Origin of the sequence: Thalassotalea sp. Y01 (genome assembly GCF_012932945.1) — a bacterium.
Taxonomy (GTDB): Bacteria; Pseudomonadota; Gammaproteobacteria; order Enterobacterales; family Alteromonadaceae; genus Thalassotalea_A.
The window spans coordinates 166,316-188,317 of sequence record NZ_JABBXG010000005.1 but is presented as its reverse complement, the minus strand read 5'-3'; the positions used below and the strand labels follow the sequence as shown (position 1 = coordinate 188,317).

At 42.0% G+C, this 22,002-nt stretch carries 21 protein-coding genes; all 21 read right to left on the bottom strand.

Translation table 11 applies throughout. From position 1 onward, the window contains the following. Window positions 1–8: 8 nt before the first annotated feature. Window positions 9–1,034: an NAD-dependent epimerase/dehydratase family protein gene (locus HII16_RS09145; RefSeq protein ID WP_169129486.1), complete on the bottom strand. Its 1,026-nt coding sequence runs from the start codon at window positions 1,032–1,034 to the stop codon at window positions 9–11. A 50-nt stretch (window positions 1,035–1,084) separates the two neighbouring features. Next, the gene (tviB, locus tag HII16_RS09140; RefSeq protein ID WP_169129484.1) at window positions 1,085–2,365 is read right to left on the bottom strand and encodes a Vi polysaccharide biosynthesis UDP-N-acetylglucosamine C-6 dehydrogenase TviB; all 1,281 of its coding nucleotides are present in this window, start codon (window positions 2,363–2,365) and stop codon (window positions 1,085–1,087) included. 326 nt (window positions 2,366–2,691) lie between these two features. Next, complete coding sequence (locus HII16_RS09135; RefSeq protein WP_169129482.1) at window positions 2,692–4,155, bottom strand: lipopolysaccharide biosynthesis protein; 1,464 nt, start codon at window positions 4,153–4,155, stop codon at window positions 2,692–2,694. After that, window positions 4,139–5,056, bottom strand: coding sequence for a hypothetical protein (locus tag HII16_RS09130; protein WP_169129480.1), 918 nt, complete (start codon window positions 5,054–5,056; stop codon window positions 4,139–4,141). The genes HII16_RS09135 and HII16_RS09130 overlap by 17 nt, the downstream gene beginning before the upstream one ends. Continuing rightward, window positions 5,053–6,162 carry a DegT/DnrJ/EryC1/StrS family aminotransferase gene (locus HII16_RS09125; protein WP_169129478.1) on the bottom strand — a complete coding sequence of 370 codons (1,110 nt, stop codon included), beginning with the start codon at window positions 6,160–6,162 and terminating at the stop codon, window positions 5,053–5,055. The genes HII16_RS09130 and HII16_RS09125 overlap by 4 nt, the downstream gene beginning before the upstream one ends. Further along, window positions 6,159–6,695 carry a GNAT family N-acetyltransferase gene (locus HII16_RS09120; protein WP_169129477.1) on the bottom strand — a complete coding sequence of 179 codons (537 nt, stop codon included), beginning with the start codon at window positions 6,693–6,695 and terminating at the stop codon, window positions 6,159–6,161. The genes HII16_RS09125 and HII16_RS09120 overlap by 4 nt, the downstream gene beginning before the upstream one ends. A gap of 2 nt (window positions 6,696–6,697) precedes the next feature. Then, complete coding sequence (locus HII16_RS09115) at window positions 6,698–7,309, bottom strand: acyltransferase (RefSeq protein ID WP_248289564.1); 612 nt, start codon at window positions 7,307–7,309, stop codon at window positions 6,698–6,700. 138 nt (window positions 7,310–7,447) lie between these two features. Further along, window positions 7,448–7,855, bottom strand: a complete 408-nt coding sequence (locus HII16_RS09110; RefSeq protein ID WP_169129476.1) for an FdtA/QdtA family cupin domain-containing protein — start codon at window positions 7,853–7,855, stop codon at window positions 7,448–7,450. Continuing rightward, window positions 7,855–8,736, bottom strand: a complete 882-nt coding sequence (rfbA, locus tag HII16_RS09105; protein WP_169129475.1) for a glucose-1-phosphate thymidylyltransferase RfbA — start codon at window positions 8,734–8,736, stop codon at window positions 7,855–7,857. The genes HII16_RS09110 and rfbA overlap by 1 nt, the downstream gene beginning before the upstream one ends. Window positions 8,737–8,744: 8 nt before the next feature. Then, a complete protein-coding gene (rfbB, locus tag HII16_RS09100) occupies window positions 8,745–9,827 on the bottom strand; it encodes a dTDP-glucose 4,6-dehydratase (protein ID WP_169129474.1) in 1,083 nt (360 codons plus the stop codon). 262 nt (window positions 9,828–10,089) lie between these two features. Beyond that, window positions 10,090–12,327, bottom strand: coding sequence for a polysaccharide biosynthesis tyrosine autokinase (locus HII16_RS09095; protein WP_169129473.1), 2,238 nt, complete (start codon window positions 12,325–12,327; stop codon window positions 10,090–10,092). Between the two features lie 172 nt (window positions 12,328–12,499). Continuing rightward, the gene (locus HII16_RS09090; protein WP_169129472.1) at window positions 12,500–13,615 is read right to left on the bottom strand and encodes a polysaccharide export protein; all 1,116 of its coding nucleotides are present in this window, start codon (window positions 13,613–13,615) and stop codon (window positions 12,500–12,502) included. Window positions 13,616–13,774: 159 nt separating this feature from the next. Next, the gene (locus tag HII16_RS09085; RefSeq protein ID WP_169129471.1) at window positions 13,775–14,206 is read right to left on the bottom strand and encodes a low molecular weight protein-tyrosine-phosphatase; all 432 of its coding nucleotides are present in this window, start codon (window positions 14,204–14,206) and stop codon (window positions 13,775–13,777) included. Between the two features lie 252 nt (window positions 14,207–14,458). Next, window positions 14,459–14,980 (bottom strand): transcription/translation regulatory transformer protein RfaH, encoded by a 522-nt coding sequence (gene rfaH, locus HII16_RS09080; RefSeq protein ID WP_169129470.1) that lies wholly within the window; start codon window positions 14,978–14,980, stop codon window positions 14,459–14,461. Window positions 14,981–15,354: 374 nt separating this feature from the next. Then, window positions 15,355–15,729, bottom strand: a complete 375-nt coding sequence (locus HII16_RS09075) for a four helix bundle protein (RefSeq protein ID WP_169129469.1) — start codon at window positions 15,727–15,729, stop codon at window positions 15,355–15,357. A gap of 8 nt (window positions 15,730–15,737) precedes the next feature. Continuing rightward, window positions 15,738–15,911: a hypothetical protein gene (locus HII16_RS09070; RefSeq protein WP_169129467.1), complete on the bottom strand. Its 174-nt coding sequence runs from the start codon at window positions 15,909–15,911 to the stop codon at window positions 15,738–15,740. Between the two features lie 41 nt (window positions 15,912–15,952). Continuing rightward, window positions 15,953–16,255 (bottom strand): hypothetical protein, encoded by a 303-nt coding sequence (locus HII16_RS09065; RefSeq protein WP_169129465.1) that lies wholly within the window; start codon window positions 16,253–16,255, stop codon window positions 15,953–15,955. Window positions 16,256–16,314: 59 nt separating this feature from the next. Then, window positions 16,315–17,502, bottom strand: a complete 1,188-nt coding sequence (locus HII16_RS09060; protein WP_169129463.1) for a nucleotidyltransferase family protein — start codon at window positions 17,500–17,502, stop codon at window positions 16,315–16,317. Beyond that, on the bottom strand, window positions 17,490–18,695 hold the full coding sequence (locus HII16_RS09055) for a hypothetical protein (RefSeq protein WP_169129461.1): 1,206 nt from the start codon (window positions 18,693–18,695) through the stop codon (window positions 17,490–17,492). Before HII16_RS09055 ends, HII16_RS09060 begins: the two co-directional genes overlap by 13 nt. Next, window positions 18,695–19,273: a hypothetical protein gene (locus HII16_RS09050; protein ID WP_169129459.1), complete on the bottom strand. Its 579-nt coding sequence runs from the start codon at window positions 19,271–19,273 to the stop codon at window positions 18,695–18,697. Before HII16_RS09050 ends, HII16_RS09055 begins: the two co-directional genes overlap by 1 nt. Before the next feature lie 504 nt (window positions 19,274–19,777). Then, window positions 19,778–22,000: a polysaccharide biosynthesis tyrosine autokinase gene (locus HII16_RS09045; RefSeq protein WP_169129457.1), complete on the bottom strand. Its 2,223-nt coding sequence runs from the start codon at window positions 21,998–22,000 to the stop codon at window positions 19,778–19,780. Window positions 22,001–22,002: the final 2 nt, after the last annotated feature.

Genomic DNA, 22,002 nt, shown 5'->3' with positions numbered 1-22,002 from the left:
AAATTTAACTACTTCGATAAAAATTCAATATACCAAGGCATTGCTTTATCAATGCCCATGGAAATTCTATAAGAAGGCGAATAACCGAGTAACTCTATGGCTTTTTTAATGTCTGCCTGTGAGTGGCGTACATCTCCGCCTCTGAAATCCCTATATATTGGGCCATTGGAGTTTGATATCCCATTTCCTTCGAGTGCATTTTGGATACTGTTAAATAATGTATTAAGTGTTGTTCTATCACCAACAGCCACATTAAATACATTATTTTTTGCTTCTTTCGATGCAGATGCTGCAAGAATGTTCATTTGCACAACATTTTCGATAAAGCAAAAATCTCTTGATGTTTCACCGTCACCATTTATGAATACTTCTTCACCTTGAATCAAAGCAGCTGTCCACTTAGGAATAACCGCAGCGTATGCGCCATTTGGATCTTGGCGCTTACCAAACACATTAAAATAACGAAGGCCGACTGTTTTAAAATCATACGTTCTGGCAAAGACATCAGCATATAGCTCGTTTACATATTTCGTAACAGCATAAGGCGATAGTGGATTACCTATGTTCTCTTCGACTTTAGGTAACGCAGGATGGTCACCATAGGTCGAACTTGACGCCGCGTAAGTAAAACTAGAGACATTTTCATCCTTCGCTGCAACCAATATATTCAAAAAACCTGAAATATTCACATCATTCGATGTAATAGGATCGTTAATCGAGCGTGGCACAGAACCTAATGCAGCTTGATGTAGCACATAATCCACACCTTTAACGGCTTGACGACAAGTCTCTAAATTACGAATATCCCCTTCAATAAAAGAAAATCGTGCCCATTGCTTATCAGATACTTCGCCTTTGACTTCATCAAGGTTGTATTGATGACCCGTTGCAAAATTATCTAAGCCGACAACCGTCTGGTTTAATTTTAATAGGTGTTCTAAAAGGTTTGAGCCAATAAATCCAGCCACACCTGTGACAAGCCAGGTTTTAGGAGACTCAAGAAGGTCTTGTTTGATTTTTTCGTACTTGGTCATGATATAAGTATCTAATTCTTTAGTAAAATGGTTTGCTGTTTAACCGTTCATTACAGTCTTAAATCGACCGACTCTTTAGGTAATACATACTTAAGGTCATATACCACACTGTTGCCTTTACAAAGTGATTTAATTTGCTCTGCACCCATATCTTTAAATTCATTATGTGCGACCGACAAAATCACTGCGTCGTATTTCCCACTTTCCGCTGATTCGATGGTCGATAAACCGTACTCATTCTCAGCTTCTATTGACGCGCACCACGGATCTAGAATATCAACATTCATGTTGTATTCTTTAAGCTCTGATACGATGTCTACCACTTTGGTATTGCGCAGATCAGGGCAGTTCTCTTTAAAGGTTAAGCCCATAACCAACACGTTCGCATCTTTAATGCGAATGCCCTTTTTCACCATGGCCTTTGTTAGCTGAGAGACCACATACGCGCCCATATTATCATTCAGACGACGGCCGGCTAAGATCATTTCAGGGTGATAACCAATGCTTTGCGCTTTATGGGTTAAATAATAGGGGTCAACACCGATGCAATGTCCACCGACTAACCCAGGACGGAATGGTAAGAAGTTCCATTTGGTCCCCGCGGCTTCTAGTACCTCTAAGGTATCAATGCCCAGTTTATTAAAAATCAGTGCTAGTTCATTGATCAACGCAATGTTCACATCACGCTGCGTATTTTCAATCACTTTTGCCGCTTCGGCAACTTTGATGCTAGCCGCTTTATGGGTACCCGACACAATGATGGTGTTATACAAGGCATCCACAAAGTCCGCGACTTCAGTTGTTGAACCAGACGTGACTTTTTTGATGTTGGTCACGCGGTGCTCTTTATCGCCAGGATTGATGCGCTCAGGTGAATAGCCAGCAAAAAAGTCTTGGTTGAATGTTAAGCCTGATACTCTCTCAACAACCGGTATACAATCTTCTTCCGTCGCGCCTGGGTATACGGTTGACTCATAAATAATCACATCTCCCTTTGATACCACCGCGCCTAGCATCTCGCTTGCTTTAACGAGCGGCGTCAAATCAGGGTTTTTATGTTTATCGATTGGCGTTGGGACCGTCACAATGTAGACGTTACAATCTTTTAGATCATCGACATGACACGAATAAGAAATAAACCGTGATTCAGCGAGTTCTTGCTCGCTCACTTCTAACGTTGAATCTTTACCATTTTGTAGTTCTTCAATACGCGCTTGGTTGATATCAAAACCCAGCGTTCGAAATTTTTTACCAAATTCTACCGCGAGCGGCAAGCCCACATAGCCTTGCCCAATGACGGCGATGTTTACATTATCAAGAGAAAGAGACATAACGTTCCCAAGTATTTATTCTTTTAGTTTGTTTGTCTGGCGATAAGTCAGACTTAAATTGAATCAGTTAGATACTATGTCACATGAATGTTTTCATGCGACAGGGTCAGTATTTTTGACCTGTGTTAAACAGTTTTTTTGTTCGATATGGTCAGGTATTTTCACTCGAAACGGAGTACTTAAAATCACTCCAGACCATATCACATGGGATGCACAGCCGTTTGGGGCCAAACATCCCACAAGGTTTGCCTATTCGGCCCTATTTGTACTCGTAGCCGTAGATCATGGATATTATAATTCGATAAAATTTTAGAGAGACTAGGCAGCTACCTAGGAAAGGTTCCACCCGTCATCTTTTCTTTTACTATTTCAAGCAGTTCCGTTTGCGACTTCGTTTTCAATAAAAAATTTACTAATAAGAAAACCAATATACCTAACAATAGCTTGACAACTAATTCAACAGTTACGTTATTTGTCTTAACAAATGATAATGTCAATGCCATAAATGAAGTAGATATAATAATTGTTTTGAAGTCTCTTAGCTGCTGAAAAGCCCCATAACCGAATAGCTTTCCAGGAAAGTAAGCATTCATAAGAAAGGCAATAATTCTAGTAAATAATTGGCCAATAACTACTGCTTCTATTCCATAAGGTACTGTTACTATCAATGCAACCAAATTAATGGGGAGCTTAATTAAATCAACTTTTAAAAATAGATCAGAACGTCCAGTTGCATTTAACATATTTAAATTAAGTGCACTAATTGGTATAAACATAGAAGCCAAGCACAGCCACTGTATAACAGGAACTGCTGGGAGCCACTTTTCAGTTAAAAATACTATAACAAAAGGTTCAGCAATCATTGTTAAACCAACCATGCATGGAAAGCTTATAAAAGCAGTCATGGTTATGACTCTTTTGTATATAGATATCAAACGCTCCTTATCGTCCTGTACTGATGTCATTATTGGATAAGTGACACCCTGTAGTACACTGGAAATAGTGCCAGCCATAATCGTCGTTATTCTCTGCCCCTGCATGTAGTACCCAACGTGTTGAGCCGTAAAATACCTACCAATCAATAAACCATAAAGGTTATTTACAATTGCTGAGATTACACCTGCTAACATCAAGTTAGAACCAAAACCAAATAATCTACGGAATGACTTAACAGAGAAATAGAAACGTGGCTTCCAACTAGAGAAAAATAGCAATAGGATCGAAGCGACTAGTGATCTAGTAATATTTTGAGCAACAATTGACCAGACACCAAATCCGTTAATAGCTAAATATAAAGCTAAAAACGAACTAAAAATTAGTGAGATGATGTTAATTTTAGATTTTAGTTTAAAGTTTAAATCTATAGTTAATTTTGTATTGGGAACTATACTTAGACTATTGATAATCAATACAATAAATAGAACTCTAGATAGCTCAACTAACTCTGGCACATCATAAAAATTAGCAATAAATGGCGCACAAAAAAACAATATTAAATATATAAGTAGTGAAACAGATAAATTTAATAGAAAAACCGTAGAATAATCCTTTTCCGACCTGTCTTTTTTCTGAATTAGCGCCGAAGAAAACCCACTATTTACTAAAGTCTCTGAAATTGCGAGAAAGATAGCTAACATACCCACTAAACCAAAATCAGCAGGTGACAGTTCTCTAGCTAAGAGAATAACGACGACAAATGAAACAGCTTGTGTAAATAGCTTATCAATTAAGCTCCACGCTACTCCCTTTACAGCCTTACTTTTTAAATTTTTATTAATGTCGGTAGTCAACGTCTGTCTTAGTACTGATAAATGAAAGTGAACTAGCGTATTTTATTTTTAGTTTTTCTATTTCCTTCTCTGTTGGTCTCATGACCTTGGTTCCGCTTAATGGAACTTTTAAGTCACCTACAGCTTTAACAAAGCGCTTCCCCATAAATTTAATTATTGGAATTTCAATAATTTTAGAAAAAAGTCGAATCTTACGTACAGAAAGTAAATAGAAAGTTAAACTTCTAGGATTTGTCTTAATGCTTGTTGCAGACTTTCTCTTGGCATTTGTATTAGGCAAATCAAGAACAATATTCTGATTAACCCCTAAAACATCCAGTACAGCTGAAACAAAATAATTAGACTTTATAAGCTCGAATGGAACATAACTAATGTCAGCGCTGGAAAAGGCACGTCTCAACACTGAATCTAGATATTCATAATCATAGAGCTTTGCTAAGTTGGAGTTATCAGTGAAATCAATCAAATCTGCATACTCCAATTTAAGTGAATTATATAGCTCTACGTAAAATGAAAATAACGCTGAGACAGGTTCTCTAGTAGTTATAAGTATCTGAACGTTATACTCGCAAAACACTTCGCCTAATCGAATCAGTTTATTTTGCCACAAAGTTTCTCCGGAGTTCAGACAGAAGCACTCTTCGGATATAACCAGCGGCAAATTGTTCGAATTTACCCTCTGACGGACTCTAGCTTTAACGTCATCGAGCTTTACTTCGTACTCCGCCTCATCTAGACAAACTAAATTCCATAGTTCTGAATAAAGCGGATCTTGTTTTGAAGTTCTAGGCTGTATCACACCGATGTAATCAATATGATCCGTTATATTTGGAAAAACATGCTGTTGCAAAAGAGTCGTGGCCGTTTTAGGCACGCCAATATGTATAATAACCTTTTTCATAAAAGCGGCTTAAATTCGTTCAATATGTCGATTACATTTTCCACATTAGATTTTGATAAAGTCGAGCTCATAGGTAAACTTAGCACCTCTGAATGTATACTTTCAGAGATAACGAATGATTTAACATTTAACTCCATATAGGCGCTCTGTTTATGGGGAGGAATGGGATAGTGAATTAATGATTGAATTCCATTTTCGTTCAAATAATCTCTCAACTGGTCTCGATACTTACTTCTCACAACAAATAAATGCCAAACATGCTCACTATCAGCAAAAGTTTTAGGTAAAACTACATTTTCGTTATTAATCCCTTCTAAATATAGCTTTGCAACTTCTTTTCTTGCGTGCAACTCTCTATCGAGGAATTTCAGTTTCACCCTCAACATTGCTGCTTGAATCTCATCTAGTCTACTGTTAACTCCCTTGTAATCATGCTGATATCTTTCAAGAGAGCCATAGTTTCTTATTGCTCTTACTACTTTAGCAAGTTCAAGATCGTTGGTGGTAATTGCTCCGCCATCACCTAAGGCTCCCAAATTTTTGCCTGGGTAAAAGCTAAACCCAGCAGCATCACCTAGTGAACCTGATTTTTGTCCATTGTACATTGCCCCATGTGCTTGCGCGGCATCTTCTATAACTTTTAAATTATGTTTTCTAGCCAAAGTACAAATCTCGTCCATATGGGTGATTTGACCGTATAAATGCACGGCCAATATCGCTTTCGTCCTTTCTGTAATCGCGTTTGAAATATTAAACGCATCAAGGTTGAATGAGTCTATATTTGGTTCGACCAATACTGGTTTTAAATTATTCTCGGATATAGCTAAAATAGAGGCTATATAAGTGTTGGCAGGAACAATAATTTCATCCCCATCATCGAGCACACCTAGCTCTTTGTATGCCCGCAGAATTAAAGTAAGGGCATCGAGGCCATTCGCAACACCTATACAAGAATTTACTCCGCAATAATCAGCAAATTCTTGTTCAAAAGCACTTAGTTCATCTCCGAGTATGTACCAGCCTGAATCAATAACACGAGAACAAGCCTCTTTTAATTCATCTGAATATTGAGAATTTACTTCTTTTAAATCTAAAAATGGGATCATATTTTAACCAAAAACCTCTTTTTTGATTCTTTTAATTCTATATAAGATTGCTTGGAGAATAAGAAATAAAAATTTTCGTCATCTTCTGAAATTTTTTCAGCACCAGTTTTCAAATGAAAATTAAGTGCTACCTGGTTTTCTTTTCTTACATCAAAGTTCGATTGTTCAAACTTCAATATTTCAAAAGCAAATTGATATACCAAAAGAGCACTTTCGATTGCAGCACTGACAGTTTTATTGCTATTCAATATCCAGCTCCCCCAACAAAATGAGGATACCTTCGGGTTAAGGTCGTATAGCCGAACAGTTCCTATTGGGGTTCCACACCTTATTTTTTCAATGATAAAGTAATATTGTTTTTCAAGTTTTTCTTCTTGTTTATATCTCTTAAGCCAATCAACTTGTTCATCCAAATTAGAAGAAACTTGAGATAAATGACGATTAAAGCGGGAATCCAGACGAAGTTCTAAAATAAACGCTGCATCTTCGACATTTACCAATCTCATCCTAACTGTTTTAGCTTCTAACTGCATTTTTAACCTTCAAACTCTCGATTCCATTGCTGAACGAACTCTTCAGGATACCCTCTTGAGAAATGCCTTCTCCATGGATAAGCAGGCTTATCATTTTGAGTTAATTTTATATTTTCAGTTGAAAAAATTTCTTTGGCAGGACTTCCTGCATAAACAAAGTCTTCTTTGGTTTTTCCTTTGAGACAGGAATGAGCACCAACTAAGACACCTTTGTTTACATGTGCGCCGGGAAGGATTACGCTCATAGTTGCAATAACAGCGAAGTCTTCAACAGTTACTCCCATCAACACATCACTTGGAGGATGAGGATCGTTTGTTAAAACCACATATGGAAATACCCAAACAAAATTCCCTATTATACTCTTTTGACCGATATGTACATTTGAATGAAAGCGAACATAATCTCCTATTTCGCAGTGCCCTTGAATATCTCCTAAAGTACCAATTTGTAAGTTTTTTCCAGCATTCGTCAGCTCTCTAACAGTAACGCGATGTCCAGTTATTAAGCCTTCTCCGAAGCTTGAACTTGCATAAAAAACACTGTGGGAACGAATATAAGAATTGTTAGAAATAACGAGTGGGGAACTATCTGAAAAGTTATTTTCAATTCCCATTTCACAGTAAGACTCTATAGTGACATTATTACCAATGGTTACATTGTCATGAATAATAGAAAATGGTCCTATATTTAAGAAAATGGTCCTATATTTACATTTTCACCAATAACAGCTTTTGGTGAAACAATTGCGGTATCATGTATCATTTTGACTCGCCTCTTTTAAAAATTCTTCATAGTTTCTAATATAATCAGCTTCATCGTAGTGCTGGCTTGCAATAACTAATAAGACACAATCATCTGAAAAATCGGACATTTCCCTCCAAAGGAAAGATTCTATAAGCAAGCCTTTCAATGGTGAATTCAAGACAACTACTTGCTTTTCTTTACCGTCATCTAAATGAAAAGTACATTGCCCCTTTAGTGCTATGACAACCTGCTTAAGCTCGTAATGCGCATGAAACCCCCTTACGGAATCGGTATCAGTATCAAATAAGTAATAAACTCTTTTTATCTCAAACGGAATATTCAAATTGCTTTCTAAAGAAACAAGGTCACCTCTTTCATCTCCTAAAGAATCAAAATTAAGAATCTTTAACTTCATTAAGAATACTCCAACAGACTTAATAAATACTGACCATATGAATTTTTCATCAATGGAGAAGCTATGCCTTTAAGTTGTTCCTCAGACAGCCAACCTTGGTTATATGCGATTTCTTCAAGGCATGCTATTTTAAATCCTTGGCGTTTTTCTATCGTCTGAACATACTGACCGGCATCCATCAAGCTGTCATAAGTTCCTGTATCAAGCCAAGCAAATCCTCGTCCAAGTAACTCAACTTGCAAATCCCCTCGTTTTAAATATTCCTTATTTACACAGGTAATTTCGAGCTCGCCACGTTCCGAAGGTTTAATGCCCTTAGCTATCTCAATTACATCATTGTCATAAAAATACAAACCTGTCACTGCAAAATTGGATTTGGGAGTTTTAGGCTTTTCTTCTAAAGACATTACCCTTCTGTTTTCGTCAAACTCTACAACACCAAAACGCTGAGGATCTTTAACTTGATATCCGAATACAGTAGCCCCATTTTCATTGTTCGCAGCATTAACCAGCATGGGTGTAAAGCCTTGCCCAAAATAAATGTTATCTCCGAGTACCAGACACACGTGATCATTACCAATAAACTCTTCACCAATGATGAAAGCTTGTGCTAATCCATCGGGACTGGGTTGAATTTCATAACTCAGCTCGATACCAAACTGACTGCCATCATCCAATAAAGCTTTAAAACTATCCAAATACTCTGGTGCGGTTATGATCAATATTTCACGAATACCGGCTAGCATAAGAACCGACAATGGATAATAAATCATTGGTTTATCATAAACAGGGAGTAATTGTTTCGAGACCCCTTTCGTGATCGGGTAAAGGCGTGTACCCGACCCACCTGCTAATATGATCCCTTTGGTTTTATGACTCATATCTACCTCTAGCTATTCCCAAGGCGCTCCATGGCATAACTGCCATCGAGAACATGTTGCCACCATTGTTCATTGTCAAGATACCATTTAACCGTTTTTCGAATTCCAGTCTCAAATGATTCTTGTGGCTTCCAGCCCAATTCTTTGTCTATTTTTGACGCGTCAATGGCATAACGAAGATCATGACCTGGTCTGTCTTTCACGTAGGTTATCAGGTCTTCGTATGAAGAGGCATCGATAGAGCCATTTTCTGACTTATTTGTATTAAACGGCACAAATTCTTCTAGTAACTGACAAATTGTTTTCACAACGTCAATGTTCGCTTTTTCATTATGACCACCAATATTGTAGGTCTCTCCCACTTCGCCTTGTGTAGCGACCAAATACAATGCCCTTGCATGATCTTCAACATACAACCAGTCCCTGATTTGTTGACCATCACCGTATACCGGTAACGGCTTCTTATCTAAAGCGTTTAAAATGACCAATGGAATAAGTTTTTCAGGAAAGTGATATGGGCCATAGTTATTGGAACAATTTGTCACGACCGTAGGCAAACCAAACGTTCTTTGCCAAGCACGCACGAGATGATCACTGGATGCTTTAGATGCTGAATACGGTGAACTCGGCGCGTAAGGGGTCTCTTCGGTGAATAAATCTTCCGGTCCTTCCAAATCGCCGTATACTTCATCGGTCGAGATATGATGAAATTTAAACTGCGCTTTTTTAGTGTCATCGATAGATAGATAATATTTTCGAGACGCCTCAAGCAGTGTGTAGGTGCCAATGATATTGGTTTCGATAAACTCTCGAGGACCATCGATTGAGCGATCGACATGGCTTTCTGCCGCAAGGTGCATCACGACATCGGGTTGATGTTCCTTAAATAGTGCTTCAATAGCAACCGAATCACAGATATCCGTTTTCGAAAAAGTGTAACGCTCACTTTGCTCTATTTCGGCCAGCGATTCTAAGTTACCTGCGTAGGTTAACTTATCGACATTAACGACTGAATCATTGGTATTATTGATGATGTGTCTGATGACAGCGGAGCCGATGAAACCTGCCCCGCCCGTAACAAGAATTTTCATAATGTGATTTTTATCTTTACTACTAAGCGTTCAAAGCTTGTAAGTTATCTTTTGTTTTTTACAAAAACGCATGAATTTTTTCATGCGATTTAGTCAGTGTTTTTGACCTATGGTAGACAAATTTTTATTCGATATGGTCAGGTATTTTTACTAAAAATGGAGCACCAAAAATCCTCCAGACCGTATCCTATGTGATGCAGCGCCATTTTCGACCAAACATCCCACGAGGTTTGCCTATTCGGCCCCGCGGATACGCGTATACTTATTTATACTCGTACCCGTAGTTGTAATAGCCATAATCGGATTGGCGTTTTTCCACCGCGTTAAAGATGATGCCTTTGATCTCCACGCCGTTTAAATCAAACCGGTTCGCGGCGGTGATGATCTCTTTCAGTGGGCTTTGATCATAACGCGCCAACATCAAAGACGTGCCCGCCTGATTACCAATGATTGCCGCATCTGTCACCGCCAAAATTGGCGGCGTGTCGATGATCACCAAATCGTAGTGGCTTTGCGCATGTTCAATGAGCTTGGTGAAACGCTCGCCCATCAACAACTCACTCGGATTCGGTGGGATCTCGCCGCGCGTAATGAAATCTAAGTTCTCAATGCCCGATGACATCACCGCGTCCTCTAAGGCAATATGCCCTACCAAATGATCCGATAAGCCCGGTTTGGCCGGAATTTGCAAAATTTTGTGCATGTAGCCTTTTCGCATGTCGCCATCAATGAGCAACACTTTTTGCCCAGTTTGGGCAATCACCGTAGCCAGGTTTGTGGCAATGAACGATTTACCCACTTCAGGACTCGCACCCGCGATCATCACCACGTTGTTTTTCGCTTCCAGCATGGCAAAGTGAAGCGAAGTACGAAGACTTCGAATCGCTTCTATCGCCATATCGCTTGGGTTCACTTCCGCCAAAAGCTCATGGCGCTGCTGTTTGCGTTTATTGCGTTTCACGCGCTCACGAAGTTTCGCCAGTTGCGTGCGTTTGATGTGCTCTTCCGATAACGGAATGGTCGCGTAAATCGTTAAGCCCACGTCTTCAAATTCGGTCGGGTTAGTAACGCCGCGATGAAATGCGGCTTTTAAGATAACAAAGGCCACAGCCAAAAAGCCACCGAGCATAGTGATGATCACCACGATCAAAGATTTCTTCGGTTTGATAGGAAAGCGGCCCACTTGAGCATAATCAACGATGTTGATGTTACCCACTGTGGACGCTTTTACCACGTTTAGTTCTTGCACTTTGTTTAACAGGGCTAAGTAGATTTGTTGGTTCACTTCCACGTCACGCGCCATGCGCAAAATTTGCTGCTGGGCTTTTGGCAGGTCTTTGATGGAGGCGTTCAAGCGTTGCTTTTGCGCTTCCAAATCACGCTTTTTCGCCAAAAGCGACACGTATTTCGGGTGCTCTTGTGTGTATTTTTGCGCGATGTCCACTTCCAAGAAGCTCAGCTCATGTATCTTGGTGTCGAGCTCCACCAATTGCTCTAACACCGATTCGGTCTCTAACGTTAAGTCCACCGAATCGTTTTCTAGACGAAACTGGTTCAAAGTCTCTTCCGCGGCGATTTGTTTCGAGTCAATCTTTGGCAGCTCTTCGTTTAAGAACTCAATCGACTTTTCCACTTCCTGGCTCATGCGTTTGACGTTTTGCAGTAAAAACGCATCGGCGATGGCGTTCAAGGTTTTCTCGGCCTTGACGCGATCAGGGCCTTCTAAGGCTAAGGTCAAAATGCCCGATTGTTTGCCTTTTTCCGCCACCTGCAAATTGCGTTGCAATTGGGCAATGGCATCGGCGCGGTATAAACGGGTGAGCACAAAGGCGGTGCCAAATTCGGCGCGCATGTCGGTCACGAGTAATTCGATGCTCTCATCGCTATTGCGCGCCACTTCATTGGTTTTGCCGCTCAGCACTTTTTCTTCGTGCAAAAACACGTCAAAGCTATTCGGACTGGTCGCCACCAACTCAAAGGTGTTGCCCAAAAAGCGATCGTCCACTTTCATTTGCGCCACGTGGATGTGCTCGCCGCCCCAAGCGTAGGTGTTGGAGAAAAAGTTGGCAATAAACGGGTGGTTAAAGCTTGGACCGTGATAGGTGCGGGCAAAGTATTGGCCCAATTTACCAAAATGCTTTGGCTTGGCAACGATGTCGAGCTTGAGGTTATCCACCGCATCGCCCAAGACTTTTCGAGACTTTAACAGCTCGATTTCGGTGATGGCTTTTGATTCCGCGCCAAACAGCTCTTCCATGTCACCAAGACCGGGCACACCGGTGGCCTTTTGTTCGATTTGCACCAAGGCATCGGCTTTGTATATGGGGGTTTGCAATAGCGCAAAGATGACGCCGATCACCGCAAAGACGGCAGTGACCGAGACGATCAACAATTTGTTTTCCAGTAGCAGATTAAAATAGCGCGCAAAGTCGATGTCGTCGGCGTGATCGTGCTCATTGCTGTGCTGGGTTTTGGCGTGTTTCAGTTGCTCTTGACTCATGTGTCTTGTCCAGAGGCAAACACAGCTGGGTGTTTACCGGGGTATGTCGTTACGTATTATTGTTATTATTGGGTATGTCGTTATATGCACAAACGTCACCCTGTCTGTCGTGACGTTTGTGTTATTATTCAGTTGTTGATTTACGTCGCTAGAGTATAGGCGGTTTACCCGCTTACAGATCGTTTTCCAAATCGTTCAAATCATCCAAACCGCGTACGGTTGGCAACAACAAGGAAATGACCTTGTTCCATCGCGCAATTGGCGCACTGGTCACGTACACTAGATCCATCGGTTTGAGGTGGAATTGAGTCGCCAGTATCAAGGCGGCCGCGTTCGATGCGTCCAGTTGATACACATCCGCAACTTTACTCGGATCGTTACTCGCGCGAAGAACAAAGATGCCGCTCGCATCGGCGGTCATCTCATCAAAACCGCCAACATTACCCAAGGCTTCGGCCAAGGTCAGGCCCGAGCGATGAATGGGTAAGGTGGCTGGTCTGTTGACTTCCCCCATCACAAACACTTTGGTGGCGTCGTTGCGCGGCACGTGAATGATGTCGTTATGACGGAGCAGGCGGTTTTGGCTCATGTCGCCTTTTTGATACAAGGCATACAAGTCCAAGCGCTCATCTTGTGAGTTGCGGGTTAAAATGACGCTGCGCCAATCCGCATCGTCTTTGATCCCGCCAGCGCTGTTGATCGCATCCAATAACGTTACCGGCACGTTGCCAATCGGCATCACCGTTGGTTGATGCACGGCGCCGGTGATGTAAGTGCGTTTTGAGCGATAGGCGGCGACTTTGACATCGATTTGCGGGTTTTCAATATAGCGACTTAGGCGCTGCGTGATCTCCTCACGAATTTGCTCTACGCTTCGGCCATCGACGTGCACACGACCGATGTACGGGTAGAAAATACTACCAGAGGCATCAATCAAGTTGCCCGCGTCTTCCGGGTCGCGAAACTGACCCGCCGGGGTCGTTAGTTCTGGGTGATCGTACACCGTGATGGTCAGCACGTCGCCAATGCCCACGGTATAGGCGTAATCTTGCAATTCTTTTTCAAGAACCGGGTTTTGGCTGGCGGTCGGCTCCGTCTCTTTGATACCGTTTAGCACCTGCGGGGTAATGAAAATGGTATTGACCTGTTGAGTGATGTCAAATTGGGCTTCTTCACTGAGCTCTTCGCGATCGTGCGCGCTGACGCCTTCAATATGACCACCTGGGATGGTACAGGCGCTTAAGCTCAACAGTAAGGCCGACGTGGTAAATGCGTGTAACTTTTTCATAGGATTCTAAAGTTCTAAGTACGAAGTGCTAAGTACGAAGAGCATATATTGTGTAATGTTTCTGAATTATTTTTGTACTGCAATTTATATCACTAGACGTAGATAATTGCATCAATTGTAAATTTAGCTATTCGATTCATCGAAGTAGCAAATAATTAATTAGCCGAGCTTACTCGCCCAGGCGTGACAGTGTTTGTCAATAAGACCATACGCGTGCTCGAAGATATCCTGGCTTTTTTTGTAGGGATCCGGCACTTCTTCGTCGTTATGCCACTTGCCAAGCAACATGATTTTACCGGATGCCGACGGGTATTTTTGCATCAAGGTTTGTTGATGCTTTTTCTCCATCACCAAAATCAAATCCGCCTCATTGACCAGCTCCACGGAGATTTGTTGTGCCCGATGCCCAGTGCCGTCCATCCCCTGTTGCGCCAATAACGCCGCTATGTGCGATTCGATATCGTGCCCAATCAGTGCACCTAAGCCGGCGCTTGAGATCTCTTTATTGGGTAATAACTGTTGCAGGATGCGCTCTGCACTGGGGCTGCGGCAAATGTTACCAACGCAAACGGTTAAGATGTTATTGAACATGAAATTAAGTACTAAGAGCTAAGGACGAAGTACGAGAAACCTTGGTTAATCGTTTCGTTAATGTTAATACGTTATAGATTGCTTGTTAAAACTTTAAGCTACCGTTTAGGCACGCTTCCGCCCATTGGTCTGGCTCCAAAAAGCGGGTAATTATTCTTGTTATGGCTGAAAATTCAGCGCGCTTTTTATGTTTTTAGATTCCGTGTCGTGGCACGGACTGACGTTTACACATAAAACGCCAACGTGTTAACGTTAAGCTGTTTTGTCGAAGTGTTGATTATCAACACACACGTCGTTTTCTTGGCCTAGCATTTTGACCATCAAGATGCTGCGCTCTAAGCCATCTTTGGCTTTATAAATCGCCTCAAGTCCGGCAAAAGGCCCATGATTGATGGCCACCTTTTCCCCTTGCTCATAGCGTAATAAGTCATTCAGATTTTTCGGGGAATCACTGCGTTCCACGTTGTCTTTTATTTGCGCAATAATATGTGTGGCGATCACCGCCTGCTTCATGCCGAATTTGACAAAGCTTCCGACACCACGGGTCGAGCGAACCGCATTAAAGTTAGCTACCTCTGGGTCAAGGCGAATAAACAAATAGTTGGGGAAAAGTGGTTCTAACGCGACGGACTTCATTCCCTGACGTTTTTTCACTGTTGATATTTTCGGTAAGAAAACCTCAAACCCTTGTGAAACGAGATTATCATGGGCACGTTGTTCGTCCCTTGGTTTGCTTGTTAGCACATACCAGTTGCCCTGATGCTCGGTACTCATAATACTGCCCTTTTCTGCCGGTATATCGCTGTCAACGTGATGTCATCGTGACGAACACATAACGCACAGAAATTCATTTAACTTATTTTAATTCGTCGTTTACCTTAATTGCACAATGTGACGTTTTTATGACATTTTTTATTCAAATTGGTTGATCAAAAGTCACCGGTGTTCATTTACTGTTCACACCTGTTTTTATACGCGCAATCAGTTACCGAGTATAAAGAAATTAGGGGGGATTTACTATGGTATTTTTAGGATAATTTGGGTGTTTTGTAATTTTGTTACAAAACGAAGTGCGAAGTGCGAAGTGCGAAGTGCGAAGTGCGAAGTGCGAAGCAGAGTGTGTTCAATTCATTTTTAGTGTCAACTCTTTATTCCGATATATCTTTGCTAACTTTCAACACTTTCTTTTTTCTTAGAATAATCATGCTTCCTATTATTTTGGCTATTTCTTTCGCTTCCATTACCAAAGCGTGCCCTTTGTCTTTATCAACAAATTGTAATTTCATACCAATGTATAACTGAGTAACTAATTCGCCTGCGGAGCCTTTGGCGTAGTATAGAAACCTGATTGATTCTTTGAGAGTCTCTCGTTCTTCGCCTTCGGCGATGTTGCTAGGTATGGATAAGGCTGACCTAGTTATTTGATCTTTGAAGCCTAAGTCTTTGCAGTTGTTGAGCACCGTATATAGCTCGCAAGTTAATTTCGATGCTCTTTGCCATACTGTTAGTTTTTCGAATTTCATTATATTACTTAAGGATCTTTACTAGGTAAGTTTGCCATTAAATAACGACTTAGGTATTTACCAATTAAACCAAATACTATCGCAACAATTACGAGAGGGATAAATTCCATCTTCGTTGCAAGTAGTCCGACTATTATTGCGATTAAAGCTATGATGAAGAAATTGACATTTTGCTTATTCATAAAACCTCCGAAAGTGGGCAGCTTTCGCTGCCCGGCTCTTATTAATCCGAAAAATATTCCATATATGCTTCGTGAGCTAAATACGTTAAGCCGCCAATAACAGCGCCAGAAAATGCACCTGGGCCAGCTCCAACTCCTCCAGCAACGGAACCAGCTAAAGCTCCTCCAACGGCACCGGCAAATACAGCAGCTCCGAGCTCTTCTGTAGAATAGGCACCACTTACCGCATCGATTTCGGATAGTGTTAATTCACGCATATCAATCTCCTTTTGTTGCGTTTTGAATAGATGAATAGAATGGTTCGGGAATGGCGTTTTGATGTGTGCAATTCCTTTTGCATTCATTTTAAGTGTGGTTGAATTTTGTGGTGTGTCAACTTTGCACGGGCGTGCAAGACCTTGATTTAATTACGAAGTCTGTTGATGAAATCGTTAAAATATTTCGGTTTGGTGAGCATTTTGATATGGCGTTTGGCGTGCTTGATACGGCCCAACGTTAACTGCCACATATTGTTGGCACCGTACATCACATCGATGTTCTCTTTTTTATAGCCGCTGAGAATAGATTTCACGGTTGTCCAAGGGTTGCTTTTCCCTTGTCGCTCAACCAGTAACTCGATGCATTGTTGTAGATGTGCTTTTGCCTGTTCTGTGCGCACCGTTATCGGTACGTTGACACCAAAATAGGTTTCAACCATATAAAGGTGTGCGCGCAACTCCGGCAAGTGCCCGGTTTGTTCAAACGTATCCGTTACACTGTCCCAATGAATATCTTCTGCAAATCGATGGATCAAACACGCACTGTTGTGTAACTGTCGCCAATCGAGATATTTTTCTTCATACGCACGGTGAGATAATTCGCAGTGCGCCACCGACAATATCAGTTGTTCAGTGGCTGACAATTGCTGTGCAACGCGATCAGTGGTTAGTGGCAAAGGCTCAGCGTTGTTCCATATGTCCTCTAGAGGGAGTATCGGTTGATAACGCTTTTTAATGGGCCATTGATGGATTTCAAGTAAGCACAACCCTTGGTTATCACGGGCTAATGGCGGCGCATGGTGATGATTCGCGGCGCTGATATCCATCTCATCCTGATCTTGCCAATACCCGGCATCAAGCAAGCATTGAATGGCCTTGGCTTGTTCGCGTTCTGGCACCAATAGATCGATGTCGGTCATGAACCGAATAGAAAGCGGATGAAAGGTCTCGTTAAACAAGCCCGACGCCCCTTTCATCACGATGGCTGGAATATTGTTTTCATGCAGAATTCTGCAAGCAAACACCACCTCATCTTTGATGCGCTCATTTCGAGTGAGATAAAAGCGCTCGATATGCTCTAAATACTCTTGAAAATCGGGCTCTAAACCCGAGAAAAGCGAAGACGTTTTTAGGCGCTGAATAAATGCCCCCATCAACCAATGACGGTGTAAAAACGATAACAGCGCCAATCGTTCATTTTCATCGTGCAAGCGAGCAAGGGTATCTGGCGCAATCTCGTCATGGTTGCCTAGCCATTGGCCCAAATCATCCAGCAACACCGTTGAAATTGGCGTATCGATGGGTTCTATTTCGTGCTCGCTTAACGCTGACATATCTCTTCCACAAACGCTAACGCGCGATCACTGCTGTCATAGTGAATAGACCAAGACGGGAGCTGGTCAAAAAAATCAATGAGTTGTTTTGAGGATTGTGCACTCAGCTCATGCCCTAATTGATACCCACCCTGTGTCATGATCCCGAGGACATCGGTCGTGATCAAAAGCTGTTTGTTCGCGGGCTGTTGCGCATCATAGTATGGACACACAATGTACACTGTTCTATTTTCGCCAGCATCCGACTGGGCAAACGATGTCGGCCAAACATACTTTAACCGACGCCCATCGACACGCAGCCATTCATCACTTAAATGCAATGCCGGGTAATGTTGGCTCATGATAGGCCAACTGCCCGATTTGATGGCAATCGGCAGTTGAATGGTTGATATGTTAAACCGCTTGTCAAATACGATGATTTCGTCCGAATGTAATTGAAACCCTTGACGATTCAATTCTGCCGCCAAGGTTGATTTCCCCGCACCGGAGACGCCTGGCAAGAGAATGGTTTTGCATTCGTTATCATCATATCGGGACAGCGCAGCGCCATGAAAGACCATATGATAATCCGTATTTTGATAGGCTAAGATTTGTAGCCTATCAATCAAAACAGGCACCAGATGTGACATCGTTGGCACGTTTTCCACGACAATATCGTTGGCAAGCAATACACACTCACGCGGTGCACCGTTGCTCAAGTTATCGGCGCTTATCTCAGGATCGGTCGCCCTAATGGTAAGAATAAAATCTGGCTGTTTAGCGGTTTGGACATTAATGGGTTGGAATAACGTGTCGAGTTGTTTTGTTAGATATGGGTTATCACATTCGATGGCAAACACCGTCTTACCGACTTGGATGATTAACGAATCCGTGCGTGCGTTTCTCGGTGCTTTGTGTATTTCAGGATATTGACCATCTTTGTACGCCCTTTTTGACTTTGATCCGCTGAACACAGCCTGCATTTTCTCATAAGCGGCTAATACAACGCTTTCATCAAGGTTGCTTTCGTTCACCAATTGTTCAACGATGCGTGCTTTCTCAAGCCCCTCATCAATAGACAGTAACAGCGACACATTCAATGGTTCTAGTGCGGTTAAGGATTTGGATTTGTGGTTATACGCGATAGCTTCTGTCTCATTTACCCAGAGCGCCAATAGCTTGCTGTTATTCAGAGGAATCTGTTGAAATGCCATTAGCGCTCACTGATCAATGGCTTGTGGTAATAATCGACGATCGCCGCATACGGGGTCATAATTTGGCTGAGTTCCGATTGTTGATTCTGTTTAACCGCGGATGCGACATATTGCCAAACTTCAGTCACCTGAGGGTGATTTTTACCGTATCGATAAGCGTTGAGCAAATAACGCACAAACTCTTGGTCAAACTCGCCCAAATGCCATTTATTAATGGCCAGTGACGCCCACGTTACTGGCCAACTCGGTCGTAATTGAGTGGACTGCAAATACAAAATATTTGCGTCTCTTAAACTTGCGGTTTTATCCACTAAATTAAGTCTAATACCCCACTCTAACAATTGCGCTTTGGTTTCAATATATTGTGGGTTGTGATGTAAGGCTATCGCCATGTCGATGTTATCGATATGATCTTGGTACGTATCCGCTAATCGTTGATGATGACTTGGCTGAAACGTTTGCCAGGTCTTTATTTGGTTTTCGGTTGATTTAAACAAGGCATTCGCCACGCCGTAACGCGCTGCGGTGATAGTGAAAAGGAGTAAAAGTATAATGATGAATGGTTTTATCAGCTTCATCGTTACTCCTTTTGTTTTTGCTTTTCTATTACTTAAAGATTCCGTATCAAGTACGGAATGACCGTTACTTATTTAGGTGGTGAATTCTTTTATTCTGCCAACTATGGCCACCTAATTTTTACAATATCAAGTATTGTGAATATTTTCCAAAGATTCCGTGTCGTAGCACGGAATGACGAATTCTTTTTTAGGTCATTCCCAACTAGATTGGGAATCTTTTTACGTTATTAAGATCCCGCATCAAGTGCGGGGTGACGTTTTCTTTATTTGCGTTTCTTAACACAAGATTCCGTATCGTAGCATGGAATGACCTACATGGATGTAGTGAATGCCGACAATGCAGGAGCAATTGTCGGTGACGGTTTCAATTACTTACCATTTATTACGATATCAGAACTGTTTCACTTTTCCAAAGATTCCGTGTCGTAGTATGGAATAAGCCACATGGAAGTGGTGAATGCCGACAATGCAGGAGCAATTGTCGGTGACGGTTTCCAATACTGTTTACGTCGCATAACCGTATTGGTCGTAGTAACCGGTAAAGTCCTGATACTGCCTAGCCTTGGCAAGATCGACCTGATTAAGCACCACACCGTCAATTTTAATGCCCGCCATGGTCATGCGTTTCATGCCCACCTTGATCATGCTTTCTTTGGTTGATTCGGCTTTCACCACATACAAGTGACTGTCTGCAAGACGCGCAACAATCATCGCATCGCTCACCGCTTGCACCGGCGCCGTATCTAAAATAATGCGATCGTACTTCTCTCTAAGCTCGCTCAACATCTGTCTAAATTGATTCGATGCTAAAAGCTCTTGCGGATTAGGCGGTAATTGCCCAGCCGGTAACAAATCGATACCCGAGTTTTCATCTTTTTGAATGCATTCATCGAGTGTATGCGTTTTTGCAATCACATTAGATAAGCCTGGCGTTTTCGCTGGCATACTGAAATTATTCGCAAGTGACGGGCGGCGCATATCGGTATCTATCAACAACGTTTTATCCAACTGCCCCAGTGCAAACGCTAAATTGGTTGAGACAGCGGTTTTTCCTTCGCCTGGGATGGTCGACGTCACACTCACGACTTTGCTTTTATCTTCCAAGTTCAATAACAGCAAGCTGGTTCTCAATGTACGAATGGACTCGGAAAAACTGTGATCGCCGCCGTCATTAAAATAGTTCACATCAAACGGCGCTTCGTCGTCTTGGTCTTTCACCAACGGGACAATACCTAACAAGTTTTTATGCAACTTGTTTTCAACATCATCAACACTGCGAATGGTGCTATTGAGCGCTTCGAGTAATAAGGTAATTCCGACGGCTGCCGCCGCAGCCGTCATCATCGCAATGACGATGATCAACTTTTTGTTCGGTTTTATCGGACTATACGGAGTCGTCGCTTCTTCAATGATACGACCGACATTTGCTTCAAAGCCTTCAAGTTCAGCAGTTTCTTTTAAACGGTTGAAAAACGCTGCGTATAATTCTTTATTGGTTTCCACTTCTTGCAATAAATCGCGGTGTTGGTTATCTAGGCGTGTTAATTTTTGATATTGTGCCTTTGCACGTTGCAACGCGATTTCCAGTTGCGCAACATTTTGCTGTGACTTTTTAAAGTCATTACCAATGGTCTTTTCCAGACTCTGAATATTTTTATTGATGTTTGTCTGCTCTCGAGCAACATCCGCCTTGGCCGCAATGATTTTAGGGTGCTTTCGACCATAGGTTAATGACAAGGTTTCCAGATTCTTTTCCGCCACACGCTTTTGTTCCGTTGCCGCTTTAATGGCTGGATGATTCAACACATCGGGTAATGCCGCAAGCTCTTGTACACTGGCTTGTTGGCGAACCAGGTTGTAAACCAGTTCCGTTGCGGTTAATGCTTGTCTCGCATCAAGAAGCTGCGCCGATAATTCCTCCACCTCACTGGCCGCCAGTGATTTGATACCACCAATATCGACTAAAGACTCTTGTTCACGAAATGCTTGGAGTTCTTCTTGTGAGCTATTGAGCTTAGTTTTTAAGCCCGAAAGCGACGAATTTAACCAGGTCGCCGACTTTTCAATGCGGTCAAGGCTTACTTGCATGTGATTATCGATATACGCCTGACTAACCGCGTTTGCGATCAACGCCGTCATTTCCGGGTGCTCGGAGGTAAAACTGATGGTCACCAATTGTGTTTGTTTGATTGGGCTGGCATCTAACCCACCTTGAACATAACCCAACGCCCTCGCGTACTGCATTTGTTTGATGTGCTCATTAAGTTTGTCTTCGGATAAGGTCAGAAGCTCAGGGCTGACTTCAAGCAGCTTACCTTTGTCTACTTGAAACAATGGGCTCTTATCAAGGTTTAGGTTTTCCACGACTTTTTGGGCGACAGGTTTCGAGCGAATGATCTCGAGCTGTGTGTAGTAATACTCTTCACTGGCCGATGTGTCGCTGTATACGTCATTCAAATCATCAACTTTTGCCTGAGCCGATTCCAAATGCATGGTTGCGGTGGCGCGGAATATCGGCGTTAGGGAGTAAGCATAAATAGCGGCAAATAGCCCAACTACTGCAGTCAGCGCTATGATTTGCCATTTATTTCGCAGTAATAAATTAAAATAATATTTGAAATCAATATCGTCAAAGTTTTCGTCGTGATCAAAGCCTTTCCCTTTATTGGAAACGTTTTGATGTGGATGCGAGTTCATACTGTCGGATGGTTGTTGCGTATAAGACATCA